Annotated in this window: 15 protein-coding genes; 8 read left to right on the top strand and 7 right to left on the bottom strand. The window is 61.8% G+C overall.

The genetic code is table 11. The annotated features are described in order from the left end of the window. Positions 1–18: 18 nt before the first annotated feature. The 5 genes from alr to rpsF form a co-directional block, all read right to left on the bottom strand. Positions 19–1,152 carry an alanine racemase gene (gene alr / locus V6617_RS11825; protein WP_338607165.1) on the bottom strand — a complete coding sequence of 378 codons (1,134 nt, stop codon included), beginning with the start codon at positions 1,150–1,152 and terminating at the stop codon, positions 19–21. Positions 1,153–1,221: 69 nt separating this feature from the next. After that, positions 1,222–2,712, bottom strand: a complete 1,491-nt coding sequence (locus V6617_RS11820) for a replicative DNA helicase (protein ID WP_338607164.1) — start codon at positions 2,710–2,712, stop codon at positions 1,222–1,224. A gap of 292 nt (positions 2,713–3,004) precedes the next feature. After that, positions 3,005–3,616, bottom strand: coding sequence for a 50S ribosomal protein L9 (gene rplI / locus V6617_RS11815; protein WP_338607163.1), 612 nt, complete (start codon positions 3,614–3,616; stop codon positions 3,005–3,007). An 86-nt stretch (positions 3,617–3,702) separates the two neighbouring features. Next, on the bottom strand, positions 3,703–3,957 hold the full coding sequence (gene rpsR / locus V6617_RS11810; RefSeq protein WP_408636241.1) for a 30S ribosomal protein S18: 255 nt from the start codon (positions 3,955–3,957) through the stop codon (positions 3,703–3,705). A 14-nt stretch (positions 3,958–3,971) separates the two neighbouring features. Then, positions 3,972–4,346, bottom strand: a complete 375-nt coding sequence (gene rpsF / locus V6617_RS11805; RefSeq protein WP_338607162.1) for a 30S ribosomal protein S6 — start codon at positions 4,344–4,346, stop codon at positions 3,972–3,974. A gap of 294 nt (positions 4,347–4,640) precedes the next feature. Between rpsF and V6617_RS11800 the strand changes: the two genes are divergently transcribed. The 8 genes from V6617_RS11800 (at position 4,641) to gmk (ending at position 11,388) form a co-directional block, all read left to right on the top strand. After that, positions 4,641–4,832 (top strand): hypothetical protein, encoded by a 192-nt coding sequence (locus tag V6617_RS11800; protein WP_338607161.1) that lies wholly within the window; start codon positions 4,641–4,643, stop codon positions 4,830–4,832. Between the two features lie 137 nt (positions 4,833–4,969). Next, complete coding sequence (fabD, locus tag V6617_RS11795; RefSeq protein WP_338607160.1) at positions 4,970–5,917, top strand: ACP S-malonyltransferase; 948 nt, start codon at positions 4,970–4,972, stop codon at positions 5,915–5,917. A gap of 21 nt (positions 5,918–5,938) precedes the next feature. Continuing rightward, on the top strand, positions 5,939–6,676 hold the full coding sequence (gene fabG, locus V6617_RS11790) for a 3-oxoacyl-[acyl-carrier-protein] reductase (RefSeq protein WP_338607159.1): 738 nt from the start codon (positions 5,939–5,941) through the stop codon (positions 6,674–6,676). A gap of 206 nt (positions 6,677–6,882) precedes the next feature. Further along, positions 6,883–7,119: an acyl carrier protein gene (locus tag V6617_RS11785; RefSeq protein WP_090595791.1), complete on the top strand. Its 237-nt coding sequence runs from the start codon at positions 6,883–6,885 to the stop codon at positions 7,117–7,119. Between the two features lie 33 nt (positions 7,120–7,152). Further along, positions 7,153–8,415, top strand: coding sequence for a beta-ketoacyl-ACP synthase II (gene fabF, locus V6617_RS11780; RefSeq protein WP_338610704.1), 1,263 nt, complete (start codon positions 7,153–7,155; stop codon positions 8,413–8,415). Positions 8,416–8,664: 249 nt separating this feature from the next. After that, complete coding sequence (gene mltG / locus V6617_RS11775) at positions 8,665–9,810, top strand: endolytic transglycosylase MltG (RefSeq protein ID WP_338607158.1); 1,146 nt, start codon at positions 8,665–8,667, stop codon at positions 9,808–9,810. Next, complete coding sequence (locus V6617_RS11770; RefSeq protein ID WP_338607157.1) at positions 9,810–10,703, top strand: YicC/YloC family endoribonuclease; 894 nt, start codon at positions 9,810–9,812, stop codon at positions 10,701–10,703. The genes mltG and V6617_RS11770 overlap by 1 nt, the downstream gene beginning before the upstream one ends. Positions 10,704–10,743: 40 nt before the next feature. Further along, a complete protein-coding gene (gene gmk, locus V6617_RS11765) occupies positions 10,744–11,388 on the top strand; it encodes a guanylate kinase (RefSeq protein WP_338607156.1) in 645 nt (214 codons plus the stop codon). Here the strand turns inward: gmk and rsmA are convergent. Further along, positions 11,385–12,230, bottom strand: coding sequence for a 16S rRNA (adenine(1518)-N(6)/adenine(1519)-N(6))-dimethyltransferase RsmA (gene rsmA / locus V6617_RS11760; RefSeq protein WP_338607155.1), 846 nt, complete (start codon positions 12,228–12,230; stop codon positions 11,385–11,387). The two genes, gmk and rsmA, sit on opposite strands and share 4 nt — an antisense overlap. Then, positions 12,227–13,192: a 4-hydroxythreonine-4-phosphate dehydrogenase PdxA gene (pdxA, locus tag V6617_RS11755; protein ID WP_338610703.1), complete on the bottom strand. Its 966-nt coding sequence runs from the start codon at positions 13,190–13,192 to the stop codon at positions 12,227–12,229. The genes rsmA and pdxA overlap by 4 nt, the downstream gene beginning before the upstream one ends. Between the last annotated feature and the right edge of the window lie 15 nt (positions 13,193–13,207).

Raw genomic sequence — 13,207 nt, 5'->3', positions numbered from 1 at the left:
ACAAATTGAGAACAAATCTCAGTCCAGCGATACGCCTTCGGGCACGTTGACATAATTGCGCGGGAAGCGCCCGTTGAGCGTCGTCAGCACTTCATAGCCTATGGTCCGCGCCGCATCGGCCACATCGTCGATCGAGATGGTCGGCCCCAGGATCTCGACCGGATCACCCGGCTGCACCAGTCCCGGCACATCGGTGATGTCGATGGCCGTCATGTCCATCGAGACGCGCCCAAGCACCGGAACGATGGTTCCGTTGACGGCAACGCGTCCGCCCATCTGCCCGCCAATACCCGAAAGCCCACGGAAATAACCATCGGCATAGCCCAACGCCATGATGGCGATGCGCGTGTCGCGGCGCAGGCGATAGGCCGCGCCATAGCCCACGGTTTCCCCGATCCGCGCATCCTTTATCTGCAATATCGGGACGTTCATCTCGATCACAGGCGCCATCGGGTTGGGCCGCCCGTTGATGGCACGCCCGCCATACATCGCTATTCCGGGCCGCACGAGATGGTAGTGATAGTCTTTCGAACTCATCACCGCCGCCGAATTGGCGATCGAGGCGGGAACGTCCGGGAAATGATTGAGCAGGCCCTGAAACAGCCCGTTCTGCTTGCGGGTCATCTCATGGCTCGGCTGATCGGCGCAGGCGAAATGGCTCATGATCATCTGCGGCTCGAACCCCGACTGGTCGAGTTCGCGCCGCACCAGTTCGGCCTCTTTCATGCGAAATCCGACCCGGTTGAATCCGGTATCGAAATGCAGCGCGGCCGGCACCGCCTTGCCGCGGTTGAGGCAGAAATCGAGCCATTCGGTCAGCTGGCTCATCGAGGCCAGCACCGGCATCAGCCCATGGGCCGCATAATCGGCTGCAGCGCGCGGGATCAACCCGTCGAGGACGAAAATGAACGCGTTGGGGATCGCCTCGCGCAGCGCCACACCCTCGTCGGGCGTCGCAACGAAAAAGAATCGCGCCCCGACCTTATAGAGAGTCCGGCCCACGACTTTGGCGCCCGTGCCATAGCCATCGGCCTTGAGCACGGCGCCGGTCAGCGATTTCCCCGACACCGTATCGAGCGCCTTCCAGTTGCGCACGATGGCATCGAGATCGATGGTGATGCCGCCACCGAGAATGCTCTTTGAAGTGGTCATAACGTCCGCCGAATCCCTTCCGATCTGGGGTAGCGCGAAACCAAGGCGCCCGGCAAGTCGGGCGGTCTCCTACTCGCCGCGCGTCGGCAGATAATCCTCGCGGGCAAGGTTCGAAAACCGGGTGAGGTTGGCCTGGAAGTGCAATTGCACGGTGCCCGTGGGGCCGTGGCGCTGCTTGGCGATGATGATTTCGGCCCGCCCATGCACCTTTTCCATCTCGGCTTGCCACTCGAGATGTTCTTGGGTGCCCTCCTTGGGCTCCTTGTTGCCCAGGTAATATTCCTCGCGATAAACGAACAGCACCACGTCGGCGTCCTGCTCGATCGACCCCGATTCGCGAAGATCGGCGAGCTGGGGATGCTTGTCCTCGCGGTTTTCCACCTGACGCGACAACTGGGACAGCGCGATGATGGGAACCTCGAGCTCCTTGGCGAGGGCCTTGAGCCCCGTGGTGATTTCCGTCAGTTCCTGCACGCGGTTCTCACCGACTTTTTTCGAGCCGGACAGAAGCTGCAGATAGTCGACGATCAGAAGATCGAGCCCCTTTTGCCGCTTCAATCGCCGGGCGCGCGCTGAAAGCTGGGCAATCGAGATGCCGCCCGTATCGTCGATATAGAGCGGCACCTGCGCCATAAGGTTGGAGGTGTCCACAAGCTTTGTGTACTGGCTCTCGTGAATATTGCCGCGCCGGATATCGGACGAGGAAATTTCCGATTGCTCGGCCAGAACACGTGTGGCGAGCTGTTCGGCACTCATTTCGAGCGAAAAGAACCCCACAACCCCGCCATTGACGGTCTTCATGTGCCCGTCCGGCGTCGGTTCGGCCTTGTAGGCCTTGGCCACCGAAAACGCGATATTGGTGGCCAGCGAGGTCTTGCCCATGGCCGGACGTGCCGCAAGGATGATCAGATCCGAACGCTGCAGCCCGCCCATCAGCCGGTCGAGATCGGTCAGCCCCGTTGCGGTGCCCGAAAGCGATCCGTCGCGCGAATAGGCTTCGCCCGCCATGTTGATCGCTTCGATCAGCGCCTGGTTGAAACCCTGAAAGCCGCCATCGTAGCGGCCCTTTTCCGCCAGATCGAACAGCCGCTTTTCGGCGTCCTCGATCTGGATCTGCGCCGAGCTTTCCACATCGGCGTTATAGGCGGTGTCCATCACCTCCTCGCCGATCAGGATCAGGTTGCGCCGTATCGCCAGATCATAGATCGCCTGCCCATAGTCGGCGGCATTGAGAACCGTCGTCGCTTCTGCAGCCAGCCGCGCCAGATATTGCGCCATGGTGACGCCTTCGAGCAGATCGTCGGGCAAATAGGTCTTGGTGGTCACCGGGGTCGCGGTCTTGCCCGCCCTGATGATCTTGCCGCACACCTCGAAGATCGCCCGGTGAATCTGCTCGTAGAAATGGTCGGGCTCGAGAAAATCGGAAACGCGATAGAACGCTTCGTTGTTGACCAGAATCGCGCCCAGCAGGGCCTGCTCCGCCTCGATGTTGTGCGGGGCGGTCTTGTACTTGGCTTCGGATTCGGTCGTGACGGGCGCGAGCCGCCTCACAGCTTCCATTGCGGTCTCTTGGAATTGGTGTTCACACTCTCTTAACCCGAGCAGGGCCCGAGGCAAGAAGGAATGTGCCTTCTGATTTTATCAGATTCGCGCCGTGTGATTTCTACAAAGTGCGGGGATAACTTCCCCCCTGCCTCGACAAACAAAAAGGCCGGGCGCAGGCCCGGCCTTTCGATTCGATGGCTGGAGTGCTTCCAGGATAAGTGGGAACCATTTATCCGGTTCGGAAGCGCGACCAAACAAGTACTTGGAGCCGCGATTCGAAGAAACGCGGAAATACTCCAGGAAACGCTTATGCGTCTTGCTGGCGCTCGATTTCCTCGGCCGCTGTGGCCGCTTCGTCCTGCGTCGCCTCGTAATCTTCGTCTTCCATATCGGCGAGAGAGACGAATTCCTCTTCCTCGTCGTTATAGTCCTTGCGGGCGAGGTTTTCGCCGGCGGCCTGACGCTCGGCTTCGTCCGAGGACCGGGCGACGTTGACGGTGATCTTGACCGCAACTTCGGCGTGCAGGTTCAGAGCAACTTCGTGCAGACCGACAGCCTTGATCGGGCCTTCGAGATCGATCTGGTTGCGCTCGACCTTTTCGCCTTCGGCCAGCAGGGCATCGGCGATATCGCGGGCCGAAACCGAACCGTAAAGCTGGCCGGTTTCGCCGGCCTGGCGGACCATCACGATGGTCTTGCCGTCGAGCGATGAGGCGTTCTTTTCAGCTTCCGACCGGCGTTCGGCGTTGCGCGCTTCGATGGTCTGACGTTCGGCTTCGAACTTGGCGCGGTTGGCGTCCGATGCGCGGAGTGCCTTGCCCTGGGGCAGAAGGAAGTTGCGCGCAAAACCGTCCTTGACGGTCACTTCGTCGCCGATGGTGCCCATGCGGCCCACGCGCTCGAGAAGGATGACTTTCATTTGTTTTCTCCAATGCTGTCCCGCCATCAAGGGCGGTTAGAGGGCCGGACCCATTTCCAGCCCCCAACGAATGCAGCGACAGCTGCTTATTTCACTGCGTAGGGCAGAAGGCCCAGAAAGCGCGAACGCTTGATGGCACGGGCCAACTCGCGCTGCTTCTTGGCCGAAACGGCCGTGATGCGCGAGGGGACGATCTTGCCGCGCTCGGAAACATAGCGCTGGAGCAGACGAACATCCTTGTAGTCGATGGTCGGTGCATTGGCGCCCGAGAACGGGCAGGTCTTGCGGCGGCGCTGGAAGGGCCGACGGGTCTGCGACTGGGTAAGATCACGAATAGCCATGACTCATCTACTCCTTAAAACCGGCGCGGGCCGCGGGGACGGTCGCCACCGGGGCGGTCGTCGCGGTCACGCTTCTGCATCATCACCGAAGGGCCTTCTTCATGCTCGTCCACGCGGATGGTCATGAAGCGCAAGACGTCTTCGTTGATGCGCATCTGGCGCTCCATCTCGGCAACGGCGACAGCCGGCGCTTCGATGTTGAGCAGCGTGTAATGGGCCTTGCGGTTCTTGTTGATGCGGTAGGAGAGCGACTTGACCCCCCAGTATTCCGACTTTGCAACCTTGCCGCCGTTTTCGGCCAGAAGGTCGGTATAGGTCTTGGTCAGGTCTTCGACCTGCTGCGCGGAGACGTCCTGCCGCGACAGAAAGATATGCTCATAAAGGGGCATAGAATGCCTTTCTCACATTCAGCTTCAAAAAGCATCGCCGGCGCGGAGCCTCCTTGTAGCCATGGAAAGGCGACAAAGGTTCTACTAAAGAGCGGGAACACGGGAGGCCGGACCAGCAAACTATCGGTCCATTGTTCCTTGCGTTTGTGACACAAAAAACAACCCTCCGTTCAGCCCCCGGCCAAACGAATGCAGGCGTCATCTATAGCGGATGGGGCCCGATTGCAAGGGTTTCCTTGGGCTCTTACGCTGCCGGCGCATGCGATCAGATTTATTGCTTGGAGAACAATGACAATGACCGACCTCCCCAAAAAACTCAGCCGCCCCGCCGCCGGCGCTCTCGATCACGCGGGCATAAGAACCCTCGAAGACCTCGCCAAACTCTCCCGGAAACAATTCCTCGCCCTGCATGGCGTTGGCCCGGCATCGCTACCGACCGTTGAGGACGCGATGAAGGAAGCGGGGCTCGATTTCGCACAGAAATAGCGCTCCTTTCCCCCGCTTCGCCTTGACTTGGCCCGGTTTTGCGGGCACCTCGCCCGCCAACCTGGAGCGGGGCGCTTGTCATCGACCAGCCGCAACTCCAAATTGCCGCCAGAAAAAGAACTGCGCGAGAGGACGTCATGACCAAACCGGCTTTCACCTTTCCCGGACAGGGCAGCCAGGCTGTCGGCATGGGGCACGATCTGGCCCAGGCCTATCCCCAGGCCCGCGCCGTTTTCGAGGAAGTCGATGATGCGCTTGGCGTCGCGCTCTCGAAAATCATGTTCGAAGGCCCCGAGGACACCCTCCGCCTCACCGAAAACGCCCAGCCCGCATTGATGGCCGCGTCCATCGCCGTTATCCGCGTGCTTGAAGCCAACGGCGTCACCGTCGCAGACGCTGCCAGCTACGTCGCCGGCCATTCGCTCGGCGAATATTCGGCCCTTTGCGCCGCCGGAACCTTTTCGCTCGCCGACACCGCCCGCCTTCTCCAGACCCGTGGCCGCGCCATGCAGCAGGCCGTGCCGGTCGGGCAGGGCGCCATGGCCGCCATCCTCGGTCTGGAAATGGATGCGGTGCGCGAAATCGCCGCCTCTGCAGCTGAAGGTTCGGTCTGCGATGTGGCCAACGACAATTCTCCGGGCCAGGTGGTCATTTCCGGCGATGCCAGCGCCATCGAGCGCGCCATGGAGCTGGCCAAGGCCCGCGGCGCAAAGCGTGCCCTGCCGCTTCCGGTCAGCGCACCGTTCCATTGTGCGCTCATGGAGCCCGCCGCCGAAGCCATGGAAGCAGCGCTCGCCATGGTCGATATGAAAGCCCCGGCGGTGCCCCTCGTTGCCAACGTCCTGGCGTCCCCCATCACCGACCCCGCCGAAATCCGCCGCCACCTCGTTGAACAGGTCACCGGCATGGTGCGTTGGACGGAATCGGTGACCTGGCTCACAGGCGAAGGCGGCGTCACCGAACTCTACGAGCTGGGCACCGGCAAGGTCCTCACCGGCCTTGCAAAGCGCATCAGCAAGGATGTCGCCGCCCAGGCCATCGGCACTCAGGCCGATATCGAAGCCTTTCTGGCCGCCCGAACCTGAATGAACGAGGAGAGCACCACCATGTTCGATCTTTCCGGAAAACGCGCACTCGTCACCGGCGCCAGCGGCGGCATCGGCTCGGCCATCGCCAAAGCTCTGGCCGCTCAGGGCGCCGAAGTGGCCCTCTCGGGCACCCGCGTCGGAGCGCTCGAAGAGGTTGCCAAGGGCATTTCGGGCAAAAAGCACATTCTGCCCTGCAATCTTTCCGATCTCGATTCGGTCGAACGTCTGGTACCGCAGGCCGAGGAGGCCATGGGTGGCGTCGATATTCTCATCAACAATGCCGGCATGACCCGCGACAATCTGTTCATGCGCATGAAGGACGAGGAGTGGGACGACGTCCTCAAGATCAATCTGACCGCCCCCTTCCACCTCACCCGTTCGGCCATCAAGGGCATGATGAAGCGCCGTTTTGGCCGCATCGTTTCGATCACGTCGGTGGTCGGCGTCGTGGGCAATCCCGGCCAGGGCAATTATGCCGCCTCCAAGGCCGGTCTTGCCGGCATGAGCAAGTCCCTGGCCTATGAAGTGGCCAGCCGCGGCATCACCGTCAACACCATTGCGCCGGGCTTTATTGCCTCGGCCATGACCGACGAATTGAACGAAAAGCAGCAGGAAACCATTCTTCAGAAGGTGCCGGCCGGCCGGCTCGGCACCGCCGAGGAAGTTGCCGCCGCCGCCGTGTTCCTTTCCAGCGAGGGCGCGGCCTACATCACCGGCCACACCCTCAACGTCAATGGTGGAATGGTGATGATCTGATGGGTAAAGGGACTTGCGTCCGCTTGCTTTGACGATATGGTCATGCACAACAAAGTGTGATAGTTGCGCCGGCACACTGTAGCCGGCAGTTAAAAAAATAGGGCAAAAAGCCCGGAAAATCCGCCGCTGCGCAAAAAGGGAGCTCTCCCTGCCCAGAGGCAGAGCGTTAAACAACGAACTCTTAGTCTGCAAAAAAGGAAGACACTATGAGCGACATCGAAGATCGCGTCCGTAAGATCGTCGTGGAGCATCTCAACGTCGAGGCCGACAAGGTCACTGAAAAGGCCAGCTTCATGGACGATCTGGGAGCGGATTCGCTCGATCAGGTCGAACTCGTGATGGCCTTTGAAGAAGAATTCGGCGTGGAAATCCCCGATGACGCTGCCGAGTCCATCCAGACTTTCGGTGACGCCGTCGCCTTCCTCACCAAGGCAACTGCATAATCGGCTTCGCCGGTTAGCTTTACGCCCATGAAAATGCGCCGCGTCGTCGTCACCGGTCTCGGTATCGTCAGCCCTCTGGGCGTTGGTCACGAAACCGTTTGGTCCAATATTCTTGCGTCCAGATCTGGCGCGCAGCGTGTTACCGACTTTGAGGTTGGCGATCTGGCATGCCAGATCGCCTGCCGCATTCCAATGGGCGACACCGCCGAGGGCAAGTTCAATCCCGATGATTGGATGGAGCTCAAGGAACAGCGCAAGGTCGATCCGTTCATCGTCTTTGCCATGGCGGCGTCCACCCAGGCCCTCTGCGATTCCGGCTATGAGGCAAAAACCCTCGAACAGCAGGAGCGCAGCGGCGTTCTCATCGGTTCGGGGATCGGCGGGGTTGGCGGCATCTACGATGCCTCGATCACCTTGGCTGAAAAAGGCCCGCGCCGCATCAGCCCGTTCTTTATTCCCGGCCGCCTCATCAATCTGGCATCCGGCTACGTTTCCATCGAGCACGGCCTCAAAGGTCCCAATCATTCGGTGGTCACCGCCTGTTCCACCGGCGCCCACGCCATCGGCGATGCGGCCCGCCTGATCGCGCTCGACGATGCCGACGTGATGGTGGCCGGCGGCGCCGAATCTCCGATCAACCGCCTCTCGCTTGCCGGCTTTGCCGCCTGCCGCGCGCTGTCCACGGGCTTTAACGATGCCCCGGAAAAGGGCTCGCGTCCCTATGACAAGGACCGCGACGGGTTCGTCATGGGCGAGGGCGCCGGTATCGTCGTTCTCGAGGAATACGAGCACGCCAAGGCACGCGGCGCCCATATCTATGGCGAAGTGATCGGCTATGGCCTGTCGGGCGATGCCCACCACATCACCGCGCCCGCCGAGGATGGCAATGGCGGCTTCCGCGCCATGTCCGCCGCCCTCAAGCGCGCCGGTATTGCACCAGCCGAAATCGACTACATCAACGCCCATGGCACATCCACGCCCCTCGGCGACGAAATCGAACTGGGCGCTGTCACCCGTCTTCTGGGTGATGCCGCGTCCAATGCAGTGATGAGTTCGACGAAATCCGCCGTCGGCCATCTGCTCGGCGCGGCCGGCGCTGTCGAAGCGATCTTTTCGCTGCTGGCCATGCGCGACAATATCGCGCCGCCGACCATCAATCTCGACAATCCCTCGGTGAACTCCGTCATCAATTTGGCCCCGCACACGCCGGTGAAAAAGGAAATCAACGTGGCGCTGTCCAATTCCTTTGGCTTTGGCGGCACCAACGCATCCCTGATCTTTTCCAAGGTCGGCTAGCCTTAGCGCCCAATGCTTTTTACCTCGTCGTCCTCGGGCTTGACCCGGGGACCCGCTACTTCTCCGATGCCCCGACAGCGGTGACGGCAAATGCCGGGTCAGCGGACCCAATCCCCCATTTGACCCTTGTTTTCGCCCGATTTTTTGGCCCATATGACCATGCGGCCCATGCGGATTCGCACGCATAGACTATCCTTGATATGACGGGCCCAAGGCCCGCGCCAGACTGAAGGGGGTGAACTCGACCGCATGGCCGACCGCAAGAAGAAGAACCGCCGCCGCTCGTCCAATGGCTTTTTCGAGGCCCTCAATGGCCTGCTGACCCTTATTCTGCTCGCTCTTTTGGGCATCGCCGGCGTGTTCATCTATGGCGTCACGGTTTTTAACGCCGACGGGCCGTTCGATGAGGACCGCAGCTTCGTTGTCGAATCCGGCAATGTTCTTGGCACGGTTGCCTCGCGCCTTGAGGAACAGGGGTTCATTTCCAACGCCGATGTCTTCAATTACGGCTCGCGTCTTTTGCGTCGCGGAGACGATCTGCGCGCTGGCGAGTTCAACATCGCCGCCAACGCATCGATGCTCGATATCATCCAGGAGCTGACCGAAGGCACCCCGATCCAGCATCAGGTGGTGGTCCCGGAAGGCTTTACCTCCTGGCAGGTGGTCGAACGCGTCAATGATGACCCTGACCTGACCGGCAACATCGACGTCCTGCCCCCCGAAGGCAGCCTCTTGCCCGGCGCCTATTCCTATCGCCGCGGTGATACCCGTCAGTCGGTGATCGACGCCATGACCGCCGCCATGGACGAGGCGCTGGCCGAAATCTGGGAAGGCCGCGACGAGGATCTGCCCATCGACGACCCGGCCGATCTGGTCATTCTCGCCTCCATCGTCGAGCGCGAAACCGGGCTGGCCAGCGAACGGCCCCAGGTCGCCGCTGTGTTCGTCAACCGGCTCCGTGTCGGCATGCGCCTCCAGTCCGATCCCACGATCATCTATGGCATTACACTCGGGCAGGGGGCGCTCGGGCGCGGTCTGCGCCGTTCGGAGATCGATCAGGTCACCCCCTACAACACCTACCAGATCGACGGTCTGCCCGCCGGCCCCATCGCCAATCCGGGCATCGATTCCCTGCGTGCCGTCGCCCACCCCGACGAACACGATTATCTCTATTTCGTCGCCAAGGGCGCCGTGCCCTCCGATGGTCACGTCTTTGCCGAAACCTATGCCGAGCATCAGCAGAACGTCGCCGCCTATCGCGAGATAGAGCGCCAGGCCGCCGAGGATGCCGCCGATGCCGAAGCGCAGGCCGAAATGGACGCCATAGAGGCCGATCAAGCCGCCGAGGCGGGCGATCCGGCCGCCCAGGAACCCGCAGCCGAAAGCCAGCAGTGATGGCAAGCCCGCTCGCTTCGATGACCGGTTTCGGGCGCGCCAGCGCCCAGAGCGACGGCTATTCCATTCTCGTCGAAATCAAATCGGTCAACGGACGCGGGCTCGATGTCCGATCACGCCTGTCGCCCGGCCTCGACGTGCTCGATGGCGATATCCGCCGGATGGTGGGCGAGAAGCTGGCGCGCGGTTCGGTCTCGATTTTCGTCAACCTTCAGCGCCAGGCCGCCGATACCGAACTCGTCGTCAATGAACGCGCCCTTGATCGCGTCCTCACTTTGATCGAGAGCCTCGAAAAGCGCATCGACGCCCGCAAGCCTTCGATCGAAGCCATCCTTGCCCTCAAGGGCATCATGGAGGCCGAAGAGCCGCAACTGACGCCCGATGTGGAAGAACGGCTCCACGCTTCGGTCCTCGATTGCCTTGGCGTGGCCCTCACGGCCCTTGTCGAATCCCGTCGTGGCGAGGGTGAACGCATCGGCGCCATCATCGCCCAGCGCATCGAGGAAATCGCTTTTCTCGCCGACACCGCGCAGGCCCATCCGGCCCGCTCGCGCGACGCAATTCTGGCCCGTCTGCGCGATCAGGTTGCCACCCTGCGCGATGCCGACAAGGGTCTGTCCGAAGAGCGCCTGCATCAGGAAGCGGCGCTTCTGGCCACCAAGGCCGACATCGCAGAGGAACTCGACCGCTTCACCGCCCACATCACCGCCGCCCGCGATCTTTTGGGCAAGGGCGGTCCGGTCGGACGAAAGCTCGATTTTCTCAGCCAGGAATTCAACCGCGAGGCCAATACGCTGTGCTCGAAAAGCAATGATGTGAGCCTGACCGCCATCGGGCTTGACCTCAAGGCGGCTATCGATCAGTTACGGGAGCAGGTCCAGAATCTGGAGTAATCCGGAAGACGCCGGACGGGGCAGGGCAGGGAAAACGACAATGATGGATTTTGCGCGCCGCGGTGTCATGCTGGTGATCGCTTCGCCGTCGGGGGCCGGAAAATCCTCGATCTCACGGCAATTGTTCGCTCAGGATCCCAACATCCGCCTTTCGGTTTCGATCACCACCCGCACCCGCCGCACCGACGAGATCGACGGCACCCATTATCATTTCATCGACGTCCCCACGTTCGAGAAAATGCGCGAGCGCGGCGAACTACTCGAATGGGCCGAGGTGCACGGCAATTACTACGCCACCCCCCGCGAAAAGGTCGAAGAGCGCCTCTCGGCCGGCAAGGATATCCTGTTCGATATCGACTATCAGGGCACCCTGCAGCTCTACGAGAACTGCCGGGACGACATGGTCACCGTCTTTATTCTGCCCCCCTCGATTGCCGAGTTGCGCGCCCGTCTTGAACGCCGCGCCCAGGACAGCGAGGGCACCATCGAAAAGCGCCTGCGCAACGCCCGCAAGGAGATGGAACACTATTCGGAATACGATTATGTGCTGGTCAATGAAGACCTCGAACAATCGGTCCAGATGGTCCGCTCCATCCTCGCCAGCGCCCGCCTCCAGCGCGGCCGCCAGACAAGACTCGAAGGTTTTGTCGATGAACTGAAGGCTCAGATCGACGCGCTGGGCTAACCGCGCAGCCGCGCCACGTCCCGCGCCAAGGCAATATAGGTCGAAACCGGCAGCGTCTCGGCCCGCTCGTCACCCTTGAGACCCACGGCGGCAAACAGCGCCTCCAGCGGCACGCCCAATCCCTTCATGCTCTGCCTTATCATCTTGCGACGCTGCCCGAAGGCATGCCGCGTCACTTCCTCCAGAGCCCGCACCGGAACATCGGATTCAACCGGCTTGGGTACAATGTGTACAACTGACGAGGTAACTTTGGGCGGCGGCGTAAAGGCATTCCGGTCAACGTTCATGGCAATGCGTGCATCGGCCCGCCAGCCCGACAGAACGCCCAGCCGTCCATAAGCCTTGTCCTCGGGCGTTGCCACGATCCGCTCGGCGACTTCGCGCTGGAACATCAGCGTCAGGCTCTCGAACCACGCCGGCCAGGGCTCCTGAGACAACCAGCCGGTCAGAAGCGGCGTGGCGATATTATAGGGCAGATTGGCGACGATTTTCGTCCGCCCCTCGGCCAGCGCGCCGTAGTCGACCTCCAGCGCATCGGCGGAAATCACCTCCAACCGCCCCCGATAGGCTTCGGCAATCTGGGCAAGCGCAGGCAGCGTGCGCTCGTCGCGCTCGATGGCGATGACCTTTTTCGCCCCCGCCGCCAGCAAGGCCCGCGTCAGCCCGCCGGGTCCTGGACCCACCTCGATCACCGTGACATCGGTCAGATCGCCGGCGCTGCGCGCGATCCGTGCCGTCAGGTTCAGATCGAGCAGGAAATTCTGCCCCAGCTCCTTTTTCGCGCGCAGGTCATGCTCCGCGATCACTTCACGAAGCGGCGGTAAACCATCGATCTGACTCATGAAATCGCGTCCGCCAACCGTATCGCCGCCAGCATGGAATTGTGCGAAGCCTTGCCCGTGCCCGCCAGCGAGAACGCAGTGCCATGGTCGGGCGATGTGCGCACGATCGGCAGCCCGAGCGTCACATTGACCCCCGCATCGAACGCCACGGTCTTGATCGGGATCAGCGCCTGATCGTGATACATCGCCACCACGCAATCATAATTGCGCCAGTGCGGTGGATAGAAAAGCGTATCGGCGGAAAGCGGTCCGAACACGTCGATTCCCTCCCGGCGCAGGGCGGCCAGTGCCGGAATGATCGTATCGACCTCTTCGCTCCCGATCATCCCGTCTTCCCCCGCATGCGGGTTGAGCCCCGCCACCCCGATGCTGGGCTTGGCAATGCCGAACCGCGCCGAAAGATCGCGCGCGATCACCCGGATCGTTTCAAGGATCAATTCGTGCGTGATCTGTCCCGGAACCTCGGCCAGCGGAATGTGAATGGTCAGCGGCACCGTGCGCAGATCGTCATGGGCAAGCATCATCACGGGCAGGGGGACGGCATCGTCCTCGGCACAGAGCGCCGCCAGAAACTCGGTATGGCCGGGATATTCGAACCCCGCCCCATAAAGTGCCGCCTTGTGGATGGGCGCCGTAACCATCCCACGGAATATCCCGGTCCGCACGGCCTCGACGGCCTGGGCAATGGCCCCCACCACAACCGGCGCCGTGTTGGGATCAGGCTCGCCGGGCGTGTCCCCGACGTCCCCGGCAATATCGATCACCGGCAGGGCGCTCTCGAAAGTCGCCGTCGTATCTTGGGGCGCCACCGCCCTGATTTCGATATCGAGGCCCAGCCGATCGGCTCGCGCCGCGAGGAACCCGGCATGCCCGTAAACGGCAAAGACCGGCAGCCCGAGGGACCGCCGGTCGGCGTAGAGTTGCAGGATCAGGTCGGGACCGATACCGGCCGGTTCGCCCATGGTGAGCGCAAGCGG

This window comes from Pelagibacterium nitratireducens (assembly GCF_037044555.1).
Classification (GTDB): Bacteria; Pseudomonadota; Alphaproteobacteria; order Rhizobiales; family Devosiaceae; genus Pelagibacterium; species Pelagibacterium nitratireducens.
The sequence above is the reverse complement of the archived record's forward strand: the minus strand, read 5'-3'. Positions and strand labels throughout refer to the sequence as shown.

What these genes read in the sequence shown, in the direction of transcription:
- alr (WP_338607165.1), bottom strand. Translation starts at nt 1,152, where the DNA reads ATGACCACTTCAAAGAGCATTCTCGGTGGCGGCATCACCATCGATCTC.
- V6617_RS11820 (WP_338607164.1), bottom strand. Translation starts at nt 2,712, where the DNA reads ATGGAAGCTGTGAGGCGGCTCGCGCCCGTCACGACCGAATCCGAAGCC.
- rplI (WP_338607163.1), bottom strand. Translation starts at nt 3,616, where the DNA reads ATGAAAGTCATCCTTCTCGAGCGCGTGGGCCGCATGGGCACCATCGGC.
- rpsR (WP_408636241.1), bottom strand. Translation starts at nt 3,957, where the DNA reads ATGGCTATTCGTGATCTTACCCAGTCGCAGACCCGTCGGCCCTTCCAG.
- rpsF (WP_338607162.1), bottom strand. Translation starts at nt 4,346, where the DNA reads ATGCCCCTTTATGAGCATATCTTTCTGTCGCGGCAGGACGTCTCCGCG.
- V6617_RS11800 (WP_338607161.1), top strand. Translation starts at nt 4,641, where the DNA reads ATGACCGACCTCCCCAAAAAACTCAGCCGCCCCGCCGCCGGCGCTCTC.
- fabD (WP_338607160.1), top strand. Translation starts at nt 4,970, where the DNA reads ATGACCAAACCGGCTTTCACCTTTCCCGGACAGGGCAGCCAGGCTGTC.
- fabG (WP_338607159.1), top strand. Translation starts at nt 5,939, where the DNA reads ATGTTCGATCTTTCCGGAAAACGCGCACTCGTCACCGGCGCCAGCGGC.
- V6617_RS11785 (WP_090595791.1), top strand. Translation starts at nt 6,883, where the DNA reads ATGAGCGACATCGAAGATCGCGTCCGTAAGATCGTCGTGGAGCATCTC.
- fabF (WP_338610704.1), top strand. Translation starts at nt 7,153, where the DNA reads ATGCGCCGCGTCGTCGTCACCGGTCTCGGTATCGTCAGCCCTCTGGGC.
- mltG (WP_338607158.1), top strand. Translation starts at nt 8,665, where the DNA reads ATGGCCGACCGCAAGAAGAAGAACCGCCGCCGCTCGTCCAATGGCTTT.
- V6617_RS11770 (WP_338607157.1), top strand. Translation starts at nt 9,810, where the DNA reads ATGGCAAGCCCGCTCGCTTCGATGACCGGTTTCGGGCGCGCCAGCGCC.
- gmk (WP_338607156.1), top strand. Translation starts at nt 10,744, where the DNA reads ATGATGGATTTTGCGCGCCGCGGTGTCATGCTGGTGATCGCTTCGCCG.
- rsmA (WP_338607155.1), bottom strand. Translation starts at nt 12,230, where the DNA reads ATGAGTCAGATCGATGGTTTACCGCCGCTTCGTGAAGTGATCGCGGAG.
- pdxA (WP_338610703.1), bottom strand. Translation starts at nt 13,192, where the DNA reads ATGGGCGAACCGGCCGGTATCGGTCCCGACCTGATCCTGCAACTCTAC.